The sequence below is a fragment of the Streptomyces sp. NPDC034111 genome, from assembly GCF_055575375.1.
The window spans coordinates 366,281-384,766 of the sequence record NZ_JBVIST010000002.1; the positions used below are offsets into that span (position 1 = coordinate 366,281).

Here is an 18,486-nt window from a genome sequence, read left to right on the forward strand (position 1 = left end):
ACACCCGTGCGGATAACCTCGCCGGTGTGGAGGAGAACGCAGCCGCGCGGTTCGAACGCGGCACGGACGGCCCGAAGGTCATCGTCGTCGGCATCGACGGCTCCGACTCGTCGTGGCGCGCCGCCGCGTATGCGGCCGGGCTGGCCCGGCGCCAGGGCTCGAAGCTGGTCCTGGTCTACGTCCAGCCGGTGCTCCCTGCCGGGGCGGCGATGGGCGCGCCGGTCGTGGACACCACGAACGAGGTGGCCGACGAGCTGATGGCCGAGATCCGCAAGGCGACCGAGCGGCTACAGGGGATCTACGAGGTCCGCTGGGAGTTCCATACGCTGCGTGGCGATCCGTACAACGGCATGGTGCAGATGGCCGATGAGCTCAAGGCCGACGCGGTGGTGGTCGGGGCCTCGGAGTCGGCCGGGCACCGCATCATGGGCTCGGTCGCGGTCCGGCTGGTCAAGGCCGGCCGGTGGCCCGTCACCGTGGTCCCGTAGGGGCCCGCAGGCGGTGGCGCGGGCGGCTCCGCTGGTGGGGTGGCGCGCCCTGAGGCACGGTGGGAGATGGACGGGCGGAGCGCCGCCCCGGCCGAGGGAGACCACCGTGACCGATCGCACGTATCGCGTGACCGAGATCGTGGGGACGTCCCAGCAGAGCGTGGACGCCGCGATCAAGAATGGCATCAAGCGCGCCTCGCAGACCCTGCGCAACCTCGACTGGTTCGAAATCACCCAGGTGCGCGGGCATCTCGTCGACGGCGAAATCGACCACTACCAGGTCGGTCTGAAGGTCGGCTTCCGACTGGAGGACGCCGACTGACCCAGCCCCGTTTGCCACCCCTCCCGTGTACCTCTTCCGGCGAGTCCCCGACGCTACTAGGGAGTCGCCTTCCTACGGCGCCCACAAGGGTCCATGATGATCCGCCGTCGGACCACGACGGAGTGAGCCTACGGAGGGATGACGTCATGGGGCTGCGCGCGGGACACGGCGTACTGCGCCGCAAACCGATCGAACACATCGAAGAGGCGGAAGGCACCGCGACCCAGCAGCTGACCCGGGCGCTCGGTCTGTGGCAGCTGACCGCCATCGGCGTCGGCGGCATCATCGGCGCCGGCATCTTCACCCTGGCGGGCACCGTCGCGCACGAAAAGGCCGGGCCCGCGGTCCTGATTTCCTTTCTCGTCGCGGGCATCGCGAGCGCCGCCGCCGCGTTCTCGTACGCGGAATTCGCCGGGCTGATCCCGAAGGCGGGTTCGGCCTACACCTATGGATATGCGGTCCTCGGAGAAGTGGCGGGCTGGTTCATCGGCTGGGACCTGCTGCTCGAATACACCGCGATCGTCGCAGTGGTCGCCATCGGTATCTCCGGCTACTTCGGCTTTCTGCTCGGCGAGGCGGGACTCGACCTGCCCGCCTGGATGCTCGGCGCGCCCGGGACCGGTCCGGGCCACCGCGTCGACCTCTTCGCGGCGGTGCTCTGCCTGCTGATCGCGTATCTGCTGACCCTGGGCATCAAGAACGCCGCGCGCTTCGAGACATTCGTCGTGGGCCTGAAGGTCCTGGTCGTCGTGGTGGTCATCGCGGTCGGCTTCTTCCACATCAACACGGCGAATTACCACCCCTTCTTCCCGTTCGGGGTGAGCGGCGCGTTCACCGGTGCGGCCACCGTCTTCTTCGCGGTCTTCGGCTATGACGCGATGAGCACCGCGGCCGAGGAATCGAAGGACGCCCAGCGCCATATGCCGAAGGCGATCATGTATTCGCTGGCGGTCTCGATGGTGCTGTACATTCTGGCCTGCCTGGTGCTGACGGGTATGCAGAACTACAAGTCCATCGACCCGGAGAGCGGATTCTCGTCGGCGTTCAAATCGGTCGGCCTGAACGCGCTCGCGGATGTCATCGCGGTCGGCGCGATCATCGGCATTCTGACCGTCATGTTCACCTTCATGCTCGGGGTGACCCGGGTCTGGTTCTCGATGAGCCGGGACGGACTGCTGCCGAAGTGGTTCGCCAGGACCAGCCCCAAACACCATGTGCCGACCCGGGTGACCTGGATCGTCGGTGTGGCCTCCGCGGTCATCGCGGGCTTCCTGCCGATCGGCGAGGCCGCCGAGCTGACGAACATCGGCATCCTGCTGGCGTTCGTGGTGGTCTGCATCGCGGTGATCGTCCTCCGCTACAAGCGCCCGGACCTGCCGCGCACATTCCGTACGCCGGGGATGCCGGTGGTGCCGGCGATCGGTGTGTGCTTCTCGATCTGGCTGATCACCTTCCTGGCCTGGCAGACCTGGGTGCGGTTCGCGGTCTGGTTCCTCATCGGCATGGTCATCTACTTCGCGTACTCCTTCCGGCACTCGAACATGGCCCGGGAGGACAGCGAGACCTCCGGCTGAACCGGTCCGCTGCGCTTGGCGGCCCTCCCACGTTGTCGACTGTCCCGCCGCGGTGGTTTCTCACCGTTGCGCCTGGCGGCGGGCGTGGTGTTGTCGGGTGCGGTGCCGCTCCTCCGGACTTCGTCCTGCGGCGCGGCCCCTCCCGTGAGTGGGTGGAAAAGGGCCGGTGGGGGCGGGAGTTGAGTGTCCCGTTGCTGTGACTGGATCCACGAGCAGGCGCCCGCCCACTTACGGGCACCCCCACGGCCTTTTTCCACCCATCCACGGGAGGGGACGGGCCGGAGGGGCAGGGTTTCCGGACGTAAAGCGAAGCAGTCCGGACACCCTGCCCCGGAGGACCGTCACCGCACCCGACAACCCACGCCCGCCGCAGGCGCAACGGCGAGAACACGCACGGCGGGACAGCCGACAGCGCGGGCCGAGGCAAAGCGCAGCGGCGCAGCAGCTCCAGGCAGAGGCGTGCGCCACTCTGGGGAGGATGGCCGCCGGGTCGGACTCCTGCCAGTTCATGCCCCGTCCGGAAGCGGCCCGGTCGAGGAGGAACTCCCTGCGTCCGGCGCCCAGTTGACGTCGTACCTCGTCGTCCTCGGCCGCGGGTCCGTGGGGCGTGTGCCGGTGCAGCAGCTCCAGATGAGCCCAGATCCGCCGCACGTCCTGCGCACCGTGTCCGTCGTCCGCCCGGCCGTCCACGATCTCGCGGCATACGGCAGCGAGTTCCGCCGGGTCCGGGCCGCTCGTATGGATCCGCGCGAACGTCTCACAGGGACCGGCGCCGAGGTCGCAGCGCCGCAGAAAGGCGAGCCGGACGGTGTCGGCGGCGGTGAGCCGGCCGTTGAGGTGGCCCAGGCGAGTTCGGGTGCCTCCAGGGCCACCGCGTACCGGACGAAATCGGCGGAGAGGCACGGCGGCGGGGCATCGGTCTCGTTCGGCGGCAGCACGCGGCGAGCGTATCGAGGGGCGGACCGTGCAACGGAGTTACCCCCGCGCCCGCTCTTGACGCGAACCTGACCGACCCCAAGAATGAGCGCGCCCTGACAACGTTGTCGGCCACCCCGGAGGTCCGGATCCATGCCATGGCTCAGTCGTACCCGGCTGCGTACCGCGGGCGCGGTGCTGGCCGCCGCGCTGATCGGGGGCACGCTCGCGGCCCCCGCCGCGCAGGCCGGCCCGCCCGCCGGTGACCGCCCGCTCACCGATCTGGTCAACCCGTTCATCGGCAGCCGGAACGACGGCAACACCTACCCGGGCGCCGCCGTTCCGTTCGGCATGGTGCAGCTCTCCCCCGACACCGGCCACACCACCGGTTACGGCTACGACGACCACATCCGCGGCTTCAGCTCGGTGCACATCTCGGGCGTCGGCTGCGGGCTCGGCGGCGATCTGCCGACGCTGCCCACCACCGGCGACATCACCGAGACCGACCATGCGAAGTACGCGGCCGGCTACCGCCATGAGGACGAGTCGGCCCGGCCGGGCTACTACCGCGTGGGCCTCACGTCGTACGGCGGCATCACCGCCGAACTGACCGCCACCGCCCGGACCGGCAAGCAGCGCTACACCTTCCCGGCCACCGACAAGGCCAATGTGCTGCTCAACGCGGGCCAGTCACTGCACAGAACGGTCTCCACGCGGGTCGAGGTGCTGGACTCCCGCACCATCCGCACCGCCCTCACCGGCCGCGGCTTCTGCCAGGACACCAAGCCGTACACGCTCTACACGATCACCCGCTTCGACCGGCCGTTCGCGTCGTACGGCACTTGGGACGGGGAGAAGGTGACCCCCGGCTCCAGAGGGTCGACCGCGAGCGGGCGGCACGGCGCCTACGCCCGCTTCGACACCCGCAGGGACCGTACGGTCGAGGCGACCACCGCGATCAGTTACGTCGATGCGGCAGGCGCGGCCGGTAACCTGCGTGCCGAGGGCGGGCGTTCCTTCGACCGTACGAAGGCCGCGGCCGATGCCGCCTGGGAGCGGCGGCTGGGTCTGGTGAAGGCCCGGGGAGGCAGTACCACGCTCCGCCGGACCTTCTACTCCTCGCTCTACCGGTCCTTCCTCGCGCCGAACATCGGCAGCGATGCGGACGGGCGTTACACGGGCTGGGACCAGCGGATCCACCGTGCGGCAGGCTTCACCTACTACCAGAACTGGTCGCTGTGGGACACCTATCGCACCCAGGCGCAGCTGCTGGCTCTGCTGGCGCCCCGGGAGTCCCGCGATATGGCGCTGTCGGTGCTGCGGGTCGACAAGGAGAGCGGCTGGCTGCCCAAGTGGGGCTACGGAACGGTCGAGACGAACATCATGACCGGCGATCCGGTCACCCCGTTCCTCACCAACGCCTATCAGCAGGGGCTGCTGACGGGCCATGAGGAGGAGGCGTACGCGACGCTGAAGAAGAACGCCGACGGGGTGCCGCCGGCCGGTTCGCCGGCCGTCGGGCGGGAGGCCAATGCGCCGTATCTGAAGGACGGCTTCGCCCCGTACATCAAGGGCCGTGCGCATCAGAAGCCCGGCGACTCGGACTTCGAGCACGGTGCGTCGGCGACCCTCGAATACGCCCTGGCGGATGCGATGCTGGCGCAGATGGCGCGCGATCTGGGGCATGACGAGGACGCCGGCCGGTATGCGGCCCGTGCGCAGAACTACCGGAAGATCTTTGACAGTTCGACCGGGTTCTTCCGGGCCCGCGACGAGCACGGCGCGTTCACCGGTCCGGCCGACCCGGCCAGGAGTGAGGGCTTCCACGAGGGCACGTCCTGGCAGTACCAGTGGCTGGTTCCGCAGGATCTGCCGGGGATGCTGAAGCTGATCGGCGGCAAGGAGAGGGCCGAGGAGCGGCTGGATGCGTTCTTCGCCTATCAGCAGCTGCTGAAGGACCCGGAGAAGACCGCCCGTGAGGTGTGGGTCAACGGTCCGTACGACTACTACAACGCGGACAAGTACAACCCGCAGAACGAGCCCGATCTGATCGCGCCGTACACCTATCTCTCCACCGGGCATCCGTGGAAGACGACGGATGTGGTGCATGCGGCGCTGACGCTGTTCACCGACACCCCGACCGGTATGACCGGCAACGACGATCTGGGGACGATGTCGGCGTGGATGGTGCTCTCCTCGGTCGGGGTCTTCCCCGTTCAGCCGGGCACCGACAGCTGGGGGCTGAGCACCCCGGTCTTCGACCGGGTGGAACTCACCCTGGACCGGCGCTACTACCCATCCGGCCGCTTCACCCTCACGGCGCCCGGTACGTCGGCCACGAAGCGGTATGTGCAGTCGGTCCGGCTGGACGGCACGGACCGGGGCCGGACGTACCTCACCACCGACGAACTGCGTTCGGGGCACGAGTTGGCCTTCACCGTGGGCGCCGAGCCGTCGGACTGGGGCACCGGCGACGATGCCGCCCCGCCGCCGGTGGGCACCACGACCGGGAGCGGTACACGGTAGCGGTGTGCGGCGGCTCCTCGTCCGCCCGCGGACCGCCGGCGCTCTGCGCACGGCCGGTCCGCGGGCGAGCGGAAGACGAAGGGGGAAGGGGCGGTTCCGGGACGTCAGCCCTGGAGGGCCTGCCAGAACTCGTCGAAGGACATCTTGCCGTCGCTGTCGGCGTCCTTGGCCTTGATGACGGCCTCGGCGACCGGACCGGTGACGTACGGGTCGCCCATCTCGGCCATCGCCCGCTTGAATTCGTCCGGCGTGACCTGGCCGTCGCCGTCCGCGTCGAACCGGTCGAACGCCGCCCTGGCCTTCTCGATGTCTGCCATGAGAGGTGCCCCCTTCGTGGTGCTGCGCAGTGCTGCGCGGTGGTGTTGCCTGGTGATCTGACCTGCGTACATTAGCGGACCGTCAAGGCGCCCCCGGCTGCGCCCTCCGGCGGGCCAGGTAGGGGGCCGTACGGCTCCCGGAAGCCGCCGCGACCTCCGCGGGCGTTCCGGCGGCCACGATCCGGCCGCCCTCCGCACCGCCGCCCGGCCCGAGGTCGATGACATGGTCGGCGCCGGCGACCACGCCCATGTCGTGCTCGACGACCACGACGGTGTGGCCGGCGTCGACCAGCCCGTGCAGCTGGCGCAGCAGCACCTCGGTGTCGGCGGGGTGCAGCCCGGTGGTGGGCTCGTCGAGGAGGTAGAGGGTGTGGCCGCGGCGGGTGCGCTGGAGTTCGGTGGCGAGCTTGATGCGCTGGGCCTCGCCGCCGGACAGCTCGGTCGCGGGCTGGCCGAGCCGGAGGTAGCCCAGGCCGACGTCCTGGAGGGTGCGCAGACTGCGGGCGGCGGCCGGGATATCGGCGAGAAAGCCGGCGGCGCTGTCCACGGTCATCGCCAGGACCTCGGCGATGGTGCGGTCCCGATAGGTGATCTGGAGGGTTTCCGCGTTGTAGCGGGCGCCGTGGCAGGCGGTGCAGGGCGCGTACGTACCGGGCAGGAAGAGGAGTTCGACGGCGACGAAGCCCTCGCCCTGGCAGGTCTCGCAGCGACCTGCGGCGACGTTGAAGGAGAACCGTCCGGCGGTGTAGCCGCGGGCCCTGGCCTGGTCGGTGGCGGCGAAGACCTTGCGCACGGCGTCGAACAGCCCGGTGTAGGTGGCGAGGTTGGAGCGTGGGGTGCGGCCGATCGGCTTCTGGTCAACGCGGACCAGCCGGTCGACCGCCTCCAGGCCCTCGGCGCCGGTGAGCTGGGCGCGGGCCATCGGCCCGGTGTCGGTCCCGTCCTCGTCCTCGTGCCGGCCGTCGCCGAGATGCTCCCGTACGGCGTCCGCGAGGACCCGGGTGACCAGCGTCGATTTGCCCGATCCTGAGACGCCGGTGACGGCGGTGAAGACGCCGAGCGGGAAGGCGGCGTCCAGTCCGCGCAGATTGTGCAGGGTGACGCCGCGCAGGGTGAGGGTTCCCGAGGGGCTGCGTGGCGTGCGGCCGGCGGGTGGTTCGGTGGCGAAGAGGTAGCGGCGGGTGGCGGAGGCCTCGGCGTCGGCGAGGCCGGCGACCGGACCGCTGTGCAGTACCTGCCCGCCGTGTTCCCCCGCCCGCGGGCCGACGTCCACGATCCAGTCGGCGCGCCGCACCACGTCCATGTCGTGCTCGACGACGAAGAGCGAGTTGCCAGCTTCCTTGAGCCGGCCCAGGACCGTGAGCAGGGATTCGGTGTCGGCGGGGTGGAGTCCGGCGGACGGCTCGTCCAGGACGTAGACGACGCCGAAGAGGCCGGAGCGCAGCTGGGTGGCGAGCCGCAGCCGCTGGAGCTCGCCGGCCGAGAGGGTGGGTGAGGGACGGTCCATGCTCAGGTAGCCGAGGCCCAGTTCGGTGAGCACTTCGATACGGGCCACCAGGTCGCGGGCGAGGGCCGGAGCCACCTCGTCGTCCGCTCGCGCGGCGGTGGGGCGCAGCAGCTCGGCGAGTGCGCCGAGCGGCATGCCGGCGAGGGTGGCGATGTCGTGGCCCTCGAAGGTGACGGCCAGCGCCTCGGGCCGCAGTCGCCGCCCGGCGCACACCGGGCAGGGCTCGGCCACCATGAAGCCTTGGACCCGCTTGCGCAGCGTCTCGCTCTTGGAGTCGGCGAAGGTGTGCAGCACATAGCGCTTGGCGCTCATGTACTGGCCCTTGTAGGGGCGTTGGATCCGGCCGGCCTCGCGCACGGGGTGGACGGTGACGATGGGCTGTTCGTCGGTGAACAGGATCCACTCGCGTTCGGCCCGCGGCAGCTCGCGCCACGGCCGGTCGATGTCATGGCCGAGGGCGGCGAGGATGTCGCGCAGGTTCTTGCCCTGCCAGGCGCCGGGCCAGGCGGCGATCGCGCCCGCGCGGACGGACAGCGCGGGGTCGGGGACCAGGGACTCCTCGGTGACACGGTGTACGGTGCCCAGGCCGTGGCACTCCGGGCAGGCGCCGGTCGCGGTGTTGGGCGAGAAGGCGTCGGAGTCGAGCCGTTCCGTGGTGCCTTCCGGATAGTCACCGGCGCGGGAGAAGAGCATCCGCAGGGTGTTGGAGAGGGTGGTGACGGTGCCGACCGAGGAGCGGGAGGTGGGTGCGGAGCGCCGCTGTTCCAGGGCGACGGCCGGCGGAAGTCCGGTGATGTCCCCGACCTTGGGCGCGCCGACCTGGTGGATCAGCCGCCGGGCGTAGGGGGCCACCGACTCGAAGTAGCGGCGCTGCGCCTCGGCGTAGAGCGTGCCGAAGGCCAGCGAGGACTTGCCCGATCCGGACACCCCGGTGAACGCGACCAGTGCGTCCCTCGGGATGTCCACATCGATGCTGCGGAGGTTGTGCTCGCGGGCGCCGCGCACCCGTACGTACGAGTCGGCCATCCCTCCATGATCGGGCACGGTCGGCCGTGCCCGGGCACCGTGAGCCGGCGACCGTGGCGGCGGCGGTCCGTTCGCGCGCCTCCTCCCGGCAGACGGGGTTCGTCGCCGATGAGGGTGAGCGGGCCGGTCCAGCCGGAGCGGCGCACCGTCTCGGCCGCGGCGAGTCCCGCCGTCGAGGCGCCGACTGCCCCGGACGGCCGGACGGTCACCGTCCCATCGTCAGCCCGTCCGCCGCGGCGCCCCGGCTGAGCACCGCCTTGCTGATCTTCTTGCGGATCTGCGCATGCCCGTCCGTCCTGGCGAGGTTGCGCATCCGGACGCGCTTGCCCTGCTGGGCGAGCTGCGGGATGTACTCGGCCTCGGTGACCCGCCAGCGGCCGCCGGGCCGACCGGGCGGTACGAAGCGGAAGCGGGCGAGGGTGCCCCAGTTGCCGCTCGGCTGCTTCATCACGCCGGAGAGCTGGTCGCCCAGGCCGTAGACGACCCAGGTCCCGTTGACCTTCTCGTACGGCTGCGGGGTGTGCGCATGGGTGCCGACGATCAGGTCGATGTCGGGCCGGCCGTCGGACTCCGAGGCGGTGAGCGCCTTGGCCAGTTCGAGCTGCCGCTCGTCGGGCGCGGTCCGGTACTCCGTGCCCCAGTAAGGGCTGACGACCACGACATCGGCGCCGGCCCGGCGCGCCGCCCGGGCATCCTCGATGATCTTCTGCTCGTCGAGCAGGTTCACCGTCCACGGCGCGGTGGCCGCACGCCGGCCGCCCTCGATGCCGTAGGTGTACGACAGCTGCGCCACCCGTGCACCGCCCGGCGCCCGCAGCATCGCCGGACTGGCACCCTCGTCGGCGTCCCGGGCCGAGCCGGTGTGCCGCAGCCCGACCGTGTCCAGGGCCTCCAGGGTGCGGCGCACACCCGGAACGCCCTGGTCGAGGGCGTGGTTGGAGGCGGTGGCACAGGAGTCGTAACCGGTGGCCTTCAGTGCGGTGGCGATCTGCGGCGGCGCCTGGAGGACGGGGTATCCGGTGAACGGCCCGGTCAGCGGCCCCAGCGGCGGCTGAAGGTGACACAGCGCCAGGTCGGCCGAGGAGACGACCGGCCGGACGCCCTTGAGCATCGGCCGGAAGTCATAGCCGTCGTGCGGCGCGTCGTCCTGTGCCGTGGCCAGCACTTCGGGGTGGGTCGGAAGGACCTCCCCGGAGGCGACCAGGGTGAAGGGGCGCCGCCCTGTGGACTTGGTGACGGGAGCGCCCGCGTGGGCGCGCGGCCCGGACTCCGGGGTCGGCCGCGGATCCGCCCGGGAGCCGGGGGCCGGACCACCGCACCCCACCGCCAGCGCGGCGAGCAGGGCGGCGGCCACTCCATAGCCTGTATACGCGCTCATATCCGACTGATATCAGCCGGTTATGACAAGAATTGCACGCATACGCCGGTGTCTGCGGCTCTCCCCCATACGGACCCCGGGCCATGGCGTCCCACAGCGGTGCCCAGGACCGTCCGGTGGCTCGGCGTCAAAGACCGCGAACCCGGCCGCTGTCCACCGGACAGGCCCTACGCTGCCCGGATGGCGCACACACCGGACGGCAACGACCGCTTCCCGGCCGGGCTGCCCGTCGTCAGGCAGATGGAGCGCACCGCGTCCGGACAGGCGTGGCTCGCCCGGCTGCCGGCGATGGTGCGGGAGCTCGAGGAGCGCTGGGAGCTGCGGCTCGGCGCCCCGTTCCACGGCGGCAGCTGCTCCTGGGTGGCACCCGCCGAGCAGCACGACGGCAGCTCCGCCGTCCTGAAGGTGACCTGGCCGCACCGCGAGGCCGACGGTGAGGCACCCGCATTGCGGGCGTGGGACGGCAACGGCGCGGTGCGGCTGCTGCGCCGGGCTCCCGAGCAGGGCGCGCTGCTGATCGAACGGTGCCGGCCCGGCACCGAGCTCGGGCACTCCGCGCTGCCGCCCGTCGAACGGCTCACCCTCGCCGCCGGCCTGCTGCGGGAGCTGTGGGACGAGCCCGCCCCGTCCGACGGCCGGCTGGAGCGGATGGACGCGGTGTGCGCCGAGTGGGCCGGCCTGGTCGAGGAACGGAGGCGGCGGCTGCGGCCCGGCCACGACCCGGGACTGGTGGCGCTCGGCGCCGGCCTCCTGCGCGAGCTGCCGGCGACCGCCGCCCGTGAGGTGGTGGTGCACGGCGACTTCAACCCGGGCAATGTGCCGTCGGCCGAGCGCCGGCCGTGGCTGGCCATCGATGCCAAGCCGATACTCGGCGACCCGGCGTACGACCCCTGGCCGCTGCTCTGCCAGCTCGACGATCCCTTCGGGCATCCGGACCCGCGGCGGGTGCTCCGCGCGCGGTACTCCCTGGTCGCCGACGTACTGGACGAGGATCCTGCGCGGCTGCTCGCCTGGTCCGTGGCGCGCGGCGTGGAGAGCGCCCTGTGGAGCACCGATCAGGGCGATATCGCGGGCGGGGCCGAGGAGTTGACGGCGGTCCGGGTCCTCGCCGAACTGGCCGGATTGTGACCTCTACGGGGGCAGGGCCGGCTGCCGTCATCGGGCCGGACGGCTCATGAGGTCTCCGGTTCCGGCTCCTCGAGGGCCGTCGCCTCGTCCCGTGCCGCCTGCGCCTCGGCCGGGCGGTCCAGCGCCGCCAGCACGTCACCGAGGGTGCGCAGGGTGTCGGCGAGATGGCGGCGGCCGAGGAACATGACGCCGGCACGGTGGAGGTCGACGGCTTCCTCGACGAACGGCAGCGCCTCGGCCGGGCGGTCCCGCTTCGCCAGCAGCTCGCCGAGGGTGTGCAGCGACACGGCGAGGCCGGCCCGGTAGCGACGGTCGCCGGTTTCGGACTCCACCACACTCCGCCAGAGGTCGACGGCTTCCCGGGCGAACGGCAACGCCTCGGCCGGCCGGTCCAGCTGCACCAGCAGCCGGCTCAGGACGCGCAGGCACAAGGCAAACGCGATACCGCGGCGAGGGTCCGCATCGGCCGCTGCCAGCTCACGACGGAGGGCAACGGCTTCCTCCACGAACGGCAACCCGTCGGCCGGGCGGTCCAGCTGCCCCAGCAGCTCACCGAGGAGGCACAGGGACCGGGCGAGAGCGATACGACGGAGCGGGTCCGGGTCGGCCTCCGCCACGCCGCGACGGAGCGCGATGGCTTCCTCGAGGAGCGGCAGGGCCTCGGCCCGCCGGTCGTACTGCTTCAGCCAGGAGGCGCGGTAGTGCAGGGCGGCGGCGAGGGCCGGGCGACAGCGGTCGGGGTCGGCCTCGGCCAGGCCACGGTAGAAGGCGACGATGTCCTCGGGCTCCCCCTCCAGGGCGGTGGCTTCGTCCTTCGCGGCCTGCGCCGCGGCCGGCCGGACCAGCACCGTCAGCAGTTCACCGAGCGTGCCCAGGGACGTGGCGAGGGCGGAGCGATGGCGAGCGAGTTCGGTTTCGGCCAGCGGGCGGCAGATGTCGACGGCTTCCTCGACGTACGGCAGCCCCTCGGCCGGGCGGTCCACCTTCGCCTGCAGCTCGCCGAGGGAGCGCAGGGACCGCGCAAGGGCGAGCCGGTAGCGAGGGTCCGCGTCGGTCTCGGCCAGGCCGCGGTAGGTGGCGACGTCCTTCCTGGCCGCCCGGAGCTGTCTGCCCCACCGCAGCTTCGCCGGCACCGCGCCCCACCGGCGCCCCTCTCTCCGAACCATCACTTCACCCTTCCCGGAACCGGCCCGCCATGGTGCGCTCCGTCCGCCACATGCACGTGGTGACCGAACGGTCCGCTTGCCGCGGAGCAGGCCCTCCACGCCCCGGCCGAGCTGCCCGTCCGTCGGCAGGAGCACGACAACCACCCTGGCCGCAGACCACCGCCGTCAGCCCTGCGGCCAGCCTTGACCAGCGCCACAGCCCTCAGCGACCGCCATGCGGGTACTTCAGCGAGCCGGCTCCGCCGCCCGGGGCGGTCCCGTCCCGGACGCAGGGGCACCTGGCGTGACCGGCCGTCCCGGTTCAGGACCGGCCGTCCCGGTTCAGGATCCGGGGTTCCGCCCAAGCACTAGCCTGGTACGGACCGGACGAAGGGCCGCCCCTCCTCAGGCGACCTCGATGCCGTACTCCTGCACCAGTGCTTCCAGACCGCCGGGGTATCCCTTCCCGCCGATCACGAAGTCCCAGTCGCCGCCCGTGCGTTGGCGGAAGGAGCCGAGCACCAGGGCGGTTTCGCCGCGTCGGCCGTCGGAGACTTCCAGCTGTCCCAGTTCCTCACCCGCGGCGTCCAGCAGCCGGATCCGGGCGTCCGTGAAGCCGGAGAGGTCGGCTTCGGGGTTGAGCTGGGGGTCGATGGCGGCGACCAGGACCAGCCGGTCGGCGTCCGGCGGCAGTGCCTCGAACCGCACCTGCATGGCGGCGCGGTCGGGGGCGAAGCCGGGCAGCATCCTTACCGCGCCCTCCGGGGTGCCCGGGTTGTTGTAGAAGACGAAGTGGTCGTCGCTGAGCACGGTGGTCCCCTTGCACACCAGGGCGCAGACGTCGAGGGCGACCTCGCCGGACCAGTTCATGCCGAGGATGTTGTGGTCCGGGGTCTCGTCCGCCGTGGAGGGGCCGGCCGGGGCTGCCGGGCCGAGCCGGCCGCGCAGCCCGTACCGGCCGAGCAGGTCGACGAGTTCGGGGCCGGCGATGAGGCTGAGCGGCTTGCCGTTGGCGAAGGTGTGTGCGCCGGGGCCGAAGCGGGAGGTGGTCACCAGCACGCCTTTGTTGGCGCCCTCGGACTGCACCGTGCCGTAGAGGTCGCGTACGGCGGTGGGCGGGACGGTGTTGCGGTAGCGCTTGACCTGCACGACGATCTTGCCGCCGCGGATCGGGTCGGGGTCCAGGGCGTCCACGTCGACGCCGCCGTCACCGGAGCGCTGGGTGGTCACGGCCTGCATGCCCATCGCGCGGAACAGCTCGGCGATCAGATTCTCGAAGGCGATCGGGTCCATCTCGTAGAGGTCCGGCTCGCTGTCGGTGCCGTGCATGACGACCGTGGCTCCGCCGCCGATGTCGCCGGGGAGCCGCCCGGGGCGCACCGCGGTGCGCTGCTCGGGGCGTGCCGAAAGCTGCCCGCCCAGCCCCTCGGTCAGGCACTCCACCGCGCTGACCTGCTGGAGGTGGAGCGCTTCGAAGGCGCTGCGGGGTGCCATGACGGTCGCGAGGAAGATCTGGGCGGGGCGGCCGGTGGCCGGGTCGACAGCGTCGACGAAGCCGTTGAGCGCCACCGAGTCGAGCGTGCCGTAGGCGTCGGCGGCGAAGAGGTCGCGCAGCACCAGCAGCATGCTCTGGGCGAGTACGTCGCGGTAGAGCGCCCGGCGCTGGGCGGCCGGCCGGGCGGTCTCCTTCTCCTGGTCGGCGGTGGGCATGTACCGGACGGACTTGGTCTCCGGGACGATGTCGTGGCCGGGCAGTTCCCAGTCCAGGACGAGCTGCCGGGCCGTCGGGTCGTAGGCGGCGACGACCTGCCGGGGGAAGCCCTCCGGCCAGGCGGTGGAGGAGTACAGCGCGGCGGAGAAGTACTCGACGGCGGCCTCCGTGTCGCCGCTGCGCAGTGCGGCCAGCAGCTCCTCGATGCCGGAGTTGTGCTGCCGGATCTCCGCCCGGGCGGCCGCGGCCCACTGGTCGTACTGCTGCCGGTACACGGCGAGTTGGTCCTGCCGCCGGCGCTCGGCGGCCTGTGCGGCGTACCAGTCCTGCTCGTAGCGGGCGCGGGCCTCCTCCTGGGCGCGGTCGCGGCGGTCGGCTCCCCGGTGCCAGCCGCCGGTCGGCGTCTGGTAGCGGGCCGGGTCGGGCATGGATATCGGGGTGGCGAGGGCGCCGGGCGCGAACTCCTCGATGTGCTCGGGGCGCAGCAGCGCGGCGGGAGTGAAGGCCGGCACCCGGCAGCCTTCGGCGAGCAGACCGGTCAGCGCGGCGACCCGGGCGTCCAGCTCCTCGGTACGGCGGCGGGCGTCGGCCTCGCGCTGCCGGCGGTAGGCCGCCTGCCGCTCCCGGTGCATGCGCGCCATGGCGCGCTCAGCGTCCCGTGCCTGCCGCTCCTGGTCGCGCTGGTGCTGGGCGTACGCGCGGCGCTGGGCTTCCTCGCGGCGTTGCTGCTGGCGCTGTGCCTCGGCCCAGACGGCCATTAATCCGTGGGAACGGCGGCTCATGTCGGTCTTCGTCCTCCCCCCGGGGCGGCTGCCCCCGGAACCCTGTGGAAGCGGTTTCACCAGCGCTGTTGCCGTCGACTTTAGCGGGGAGCGGGCGGCCGGAACGGGTGGGGGACGCGAAGTTCCCGGCCTATGAGGCGGCGGCCCTCCGGCCGGCTGCCGTGGCCGAGACGTCGTAGTCCGGGGCGACTCCGGGGACCAGGACGCAGTCGCCCTCGATGTGCCGGGTGCGCAGCGGCAGGATCTCCTGGTAGGCGGGAGAGTCGTACCAGGCCCGTGCCTCGTCGATACCGGGGAATTCGATGACGACGACGAAACCGGGCCAGTCGCCTTCCCTGACCTCCACCTGGGCGTTGTGCACCCGGAAGCGGCCGCCGAAGGGGTCCATGGTCGCCTGGATGCGTTCCAGGTATACGGCGATGTCCGGGTGCGGGGCGGCGGGGCGGAGGTGGGCGATGGCGAAGGCGCTCATGGGACTGCCTTTCCGGTGGAGTACGGCGGTTGCGTTGCCGTCCACGGTGCCCGCCGGCTCCCGCCGGGTCGATTACCTCCGAGGTCATCGCGCGCATTGTCCCGCCGGAGCGGCAATCACCGCCCGAACAGCCGCGGCCTGCTCCGGCTCGCCGTATCCGCGTTGCCACAAAGCCCTTTGGGGCGTTACCTTTTGCCGGTGACTACCGGGTCGGCCATGGGCCATGAGCGAGTGAGGTTCCCGGTCACCACGTGACCGCGCGGCGGGCCGCCAGAGCCCCGCCCCTCCTCCACTTCTTCCTTCGTATTCCCTGCGCTTTTCCGCGCCTTTGCATGCCCAGCCATCGCGCCGGCATGCGGCTGCTCGCGCCTGCAACGCCGCGCGTTCGGCGGCGATGTGTGATGCGCGGTCCGGCATGCGCATCACGTATCACGTATCGCACACAGGCATTTCATGCGCCGTGCCCGGCGGCCGGTTCATCCCTGCGCCGCGCCGGGCCGATGCGCGCTGCCCGCATACGTCCGCGGGCCCCTTCCGTATTTCCGAACCCTGGAGAAAAAACACCACATGCCATTGGACTTCAATCAACACGTCATCGAGGAATTCCGCGCCAACGGCGGGCGCGTCGGCGGTCCTTTCGAGGGCGGCCGACTGCTTCTGCTGACCACCACCGGCGCCCGGTCCGGCGCCCGGCACACCACCCCGCTCGGCTACCTCCCCGACGGCGGCGTGCGCGTCCTGGTCGTCGCCTCGGCCGGGGGCGCCCCCCACCACCCGGCCTGGTACCACAACCTGGTCGCCAACCCCCAGGTCACCGTGGAGGCCGGGGTCTTCACCTACGAGGCGCGGGCCGTCGTCCTGGAGGGCGCCGAACGCGACCGGGCCTTCGCCCGCGCGGCGGAGTCGGATCCGGGCTGGTCCGACTACCAGGCGAAGACGGACCGGGTGCTGCCCGTGGTCGCCCTGGAGGAGATCCCCAGCGGTCCGCCGAACATCTCCGCGGCCTCACCGGGCGCGGCCCTCAAAGCGGTGCACGACGGATTCCGGCAGGAACTCGCCCTGCTCCGCAAGGAGATAGCCGCATCGGGCCCGGGGCTCGGCGCCCAGCTCCGGGTGAACTGCCTGTCCCTGTGCCAGGGGCTGCACAACCACCACACCGGTGAGGACGCCGGCATGTTCCCGATGCTCGGCCGGCACCATCCCGAACTCGGCCCGGCACTGGAGCGGATGCGCCAGGAGCACGAAAAGCTCGCGGGGCTCCTCGCCGAACTCCAGCGGGTCATCTCCGCCGAAGGCACCGAACCCGGGGCGCTGCTCTCCGAGGTCGAACGCCTCACGGCCGAGGTCGAGGCGCATCTGACGTATGAGGAGGAACAGTTGATCCCGGTCCTGGACGCCGCCTGCTGAGCTGCGGCCCCGCGCGTGGGCGGGTCGCGGTACGGGCTCAGCCCGTGCCGTTGTGACCCGCCCAGTACGGGTCCCTCAGCAGGCGTTTGAAGAGCTTGCCGGACTCGTCGCGCGGCAGCCGTTCCTCGAAGACCACGGCGCGGGGGACCTTGTACCCGGCGAGCCGTTCGGCGACGTGGGCGCGTACTGCCGCGGCGCTGATCCGCACCCCGGGCTCGGTCTCCAGATGGGCGGCCAGGACCTCGCCGAACTCCTCGTCGGGGATCCCGAACACCGCGGCGTCGCGCACCCCGTCGAGGGCGAGCAGCGCCCCCTCGATCTCCGCGGGGTAGATGTTGACCCCGCCGGAGATGACCATGTCGTTGCGGCGGTCGCTGAGGTAGAGGTAGCCGTCCTCGTCGAGGTGGCCGACGTCTCCTATCGTGACGTACCCGGGCAGGTCCGGCGCTTCCATGGCGGCGCGCTTGTCCGGGTCGCCGAGGTAGGTGAACTGCGGCCATTCGTCGGCCGGTTTGAGGTAGATGTCGCCGGTGGCGCCGGCCGGCAGCGGGCGGCCGTCGGGACCGAGGACCGCGACCCCGCCGGATCCGGCCGCCCGTCCCACGGTTCCGGGGTGGGCCAGCCACTCCGCGCTGTCGCACCAGGTCACGGCGCCGGTCTCACTGCCGCCGTAGTACTCCCGCAGTACCGGTCCCAGCCAGTCGATCATGGCGTGTTTGATATGCGGCGGGCAGGGCGCCGCGGCGTGCACGACGGAGGTGAGCGACGACAGGTCGTAGCGCTCGCGTACGTCCTTGGGCAGCCGCAGCAGCCGTACGAACATCGTGGGCACGACCTGTACCTGCTCGATGCGGTGGCGTTCGATCAGCCGCAGGAACTCCTCGGCGTCGAAGCGCGGCATCAGGGTGAGGTCCAGGCCGGCCGCGAGCGCGAGGACCGCGTGCTGGCTGGGGGACGCGTGGTAGAGCGGCGCGGGGATCAGCGTACGGCCGCCCGGGGCGACCGCGAAGTACTCCAGGAAGAGGCCCACGGCCCTCTCCAGCCGGTCAGCGGGGACGGGTTCGCGCAGAACTCCTTTGGGGCGTCCGGTGGTTCCGGAGCTGTAGATGACCGTGGGCGGGCGCTCGGCCGAGGGCTCGGCGAACGGTTCGCAGCCCTCCAGCCAGTGGTCGAGCAGCGGATGCGCGCCGCTGGGCGGTGGCGTGGCGCTGCCGCAGGCGGCCGCGACGCCGGCGGGCACCGGGACCTCGATGAGCACCACGCCGTCGGGGAGTGCGGCACGCACCCCGGCCAGCAGGTCGGTGTGCGCAAAGACCACCTTGCTGCCGCTGTCGGTGAGCACATGCCGTAACTCGTCCTGCTTGAAGTGCCAGTTGACGGGGACCGCGGAGGCGCCGAGCAGGGCGGCGGCGGTGGTGATCTCCAGATGGGCGGGCTCGTTGCGCAGGACCACGGCGATCCGGTCGCCGGGCTCGACTCTCGTCCGCCGTAAGCCGGTTGCGATCCGCGCCGCACGTTCGAGGAAGGCCGGATAGCCGCGTTCCTCACCGGCGCAGCGGATGGCCGGGGCTCCGGCGGCGGGCGGGGCGACGGCTTCCATGGTGCCTCCCATGACAGCGACCGAGGCCGTTCATTGAACCGGCAAACCCCGGTCGTTGCCAGGGCGCGCCGGAGGCACGACGGATGGGCCGGGGCGCCGACCGTACGCATTCGGCCACCCGCCCACGTCGGTGAGAGGAGGTCCGAGGTATCCGGCCCTGTCAGCCGTCACGACCGCCAACTCCCGTG

13 protein-coding genes are annotated in these 18,486 nt (G+C 71.7%); 6 read left to right on the forward strand and 7 right to left on the reverse strand.

Annotation, left to right across the window (positions count from 1 at the left end; all coding sequences use genetic code 11):
• The first annotated feature begins 26 nt into the window (after positions 1-26).
• The 4 genes from ACZ55A_RS07385 (at position 27) to ACZ55A_RS07400 (ending at position 5,825) form a co-directional block, all read left to right on the forward strand.
• The gene (locus tag ACZ55A_RS07385) at positions 27-488 is read left to right on the forward strand and encodes a universal stress protein (RefSeq protein WP_468835641.1); all 462 of its coding nucleotides are present in this window, start codon (positions 27-29) and stop codon (positions 486-488) included.
• A gap of 106 nt (positions 489-594) precedes the next feature.
• Positions 595-810: a dodecin gene (locus ACZ55A_RS07390; RefSeq protein ID WP_468835643.1), complete on the forward strand. Its 216-nt coding sequence runs from the start codon at positions 595-597 to the stop codon at positions 808-810.
• Positions 811-956: 146 nt separating this feature from the next.
• Positions 957-2,384, forward strand: a complete 1,428-nt coding sequence (locus tag ACZ55A_RS07395; RefSeq protein ID WP_468835645.1) for an amino acid permease — start codon at positions 957-959, stop codon at positions 2,382-2,384.
• 1,068 nt (positions 2,385-3,452) lie between these two features.
• Entirely contained in the window at positions 3,453-5,825 is a 2,373-nt protein-coding gene (locus ACZ55A_RS07400; protein ID WP_468835648.1) for a GH92 family glycosyl hydrolase, read from the forward strand.
• A 104-nt stretch (positions 5,826-5,929) separates the two neighbouring features.
• Here ACZ55A_RS07400 and ACZ55A_RS07405 read toward each other — a convergent pair whose 3' ends face one another.
• The 3 genes from ACZ55A_RS07405 to ACZ55A_RS07415 form a co-directional block, all read right to left on the reverse strand.
• Positions 5,930-6,142: an EF-hand domain-containing protein gene (locus tag ACZ55A_RS07405; RefSeq protein WP_468835650.1), complete on the reverse strand. Its 213-nt coding sequence runs from the start codon at positions 6,140-6,142 to the stop codon at positions 5,930-5,932.
• 82 nt (positions 6,143-6,224) lie between these two features.
• Positions 6,225-8,675 carry an excinuclease ABC subunit UvrA gene (gene uvrA, locus ACZ55A_RS07410; RefSeq protein WP_468835653.1) on the reverse strand — a complete coding sequence of 817 codons (2,451 nt, stop codon included), beginning with the start codon at positions 8,673-8,675 and terminating at the stop codon, positions 6,225-6,227.
• 205 nt (positions 8,676-8,880) lie between these two features.
• On the reverse strand, positions 8,881-10,053 hold the full coding sequence (locus tag ACZ55A_RS07415) for a CapA family protein (RefSeq protein WP_468835656.1): 1,173 nt from the start codon (positions 10,051-10,053) through the stop codon (positions 8,881-8,883).
• Between the two features lie 180 nt (positions 10,054-10,233).
• On the opposite strand from ACZ55A_RS07415, the gene ACZ55A_RS07420 reads away from it, so the two are divergent.
• Positions 10,234-11,181 (forward strand): aminoglycoside phosphotransferase family protein, encoded by a 948-nt coding sequence (locus ACZ55A_RS07420; RefSeq protein ID WP_468835659.1) that lies wholly within the window; start codon positions 10,234-10,236, stop codon positions 11,179-11,181.
• A 44-nt stretch (positions 11,182-11,225) separates the two neighbouring features.
• Here the strand turns inward: ACZ55A_RS07420 and ACZ55A_RS07425 are convergent, their stop codons facing one another.
• The 3 genes from ACZ55A_RS07425 to ACZ55A_RS07435 form a co-directional block, all read right to left on the reverse strand.
• Positions 11,226-12,347 (reverse strand): tetratricopeptide repeat protein, encoded by a 1,122-nt coding sequence (locus ACZ55A_RS07425; protein ID WP_468835662.1) that lies wholly within the window; start codon positions 12,345-12,347, stop codon positions 11,226-11,228.
• Positions 12,348-12,731: 384 nt separating this feature from the next.
• Complete coding sequence (locus tag ACZ55A_RS07430) at positions 12,732-14,819, reverse strand: restriction endonuclease (RefSeq protein ID WP_468835664.1); 2,088 nt, start codon at positions 14,817-14,819, stop codon at positions 12,732-12,734.
• Between the two features lie 130 nt (positions 14,820-14,949).
• Entirely contained in the window at positions 14,950-15,291 is a 342-nt protein-coding gene (locus ACZ55A_RS07435; RefSeq protein WP_468835667.1) for a DUF1330 domain-containing protein, read from the reverse strand.
• A 567-nt stretch (positions 15,292-15,858) separates the two neighbouring features.
• On the opposite strand from ACZ55A_RS07435, the gene ACZ55A_RS07440 reads away from it, so the two are divergent.
• Positions 15,859-16,698, forward strand: a complete 840-nt coding sequence (locus ACZ55A_RS07440; protein ID WP_468835669.1) for a nitroreductase/quinone reductase family protein — start codon at positions 15,859-15,861, stop codon at positions 16,696-16,698.
• A gap of 37 nt (positions 16,699-16,735) precedes the next feature.
• Here ACZ55A_RS07440 and ACZ55A_RS07445 read toward each other — a convergent pair whose 3' ends face one another.
• Entirely contained in the window at positions 16,736-18,310 is a 1,575-nt protein-coding gene (locus ACZ55A_RS07445; protein WP_468835672.1) for an AMP-binding protein, read from the reverse strand.
• Positions 18,311-18,486 lie beyond the last annotated feature (176 nt).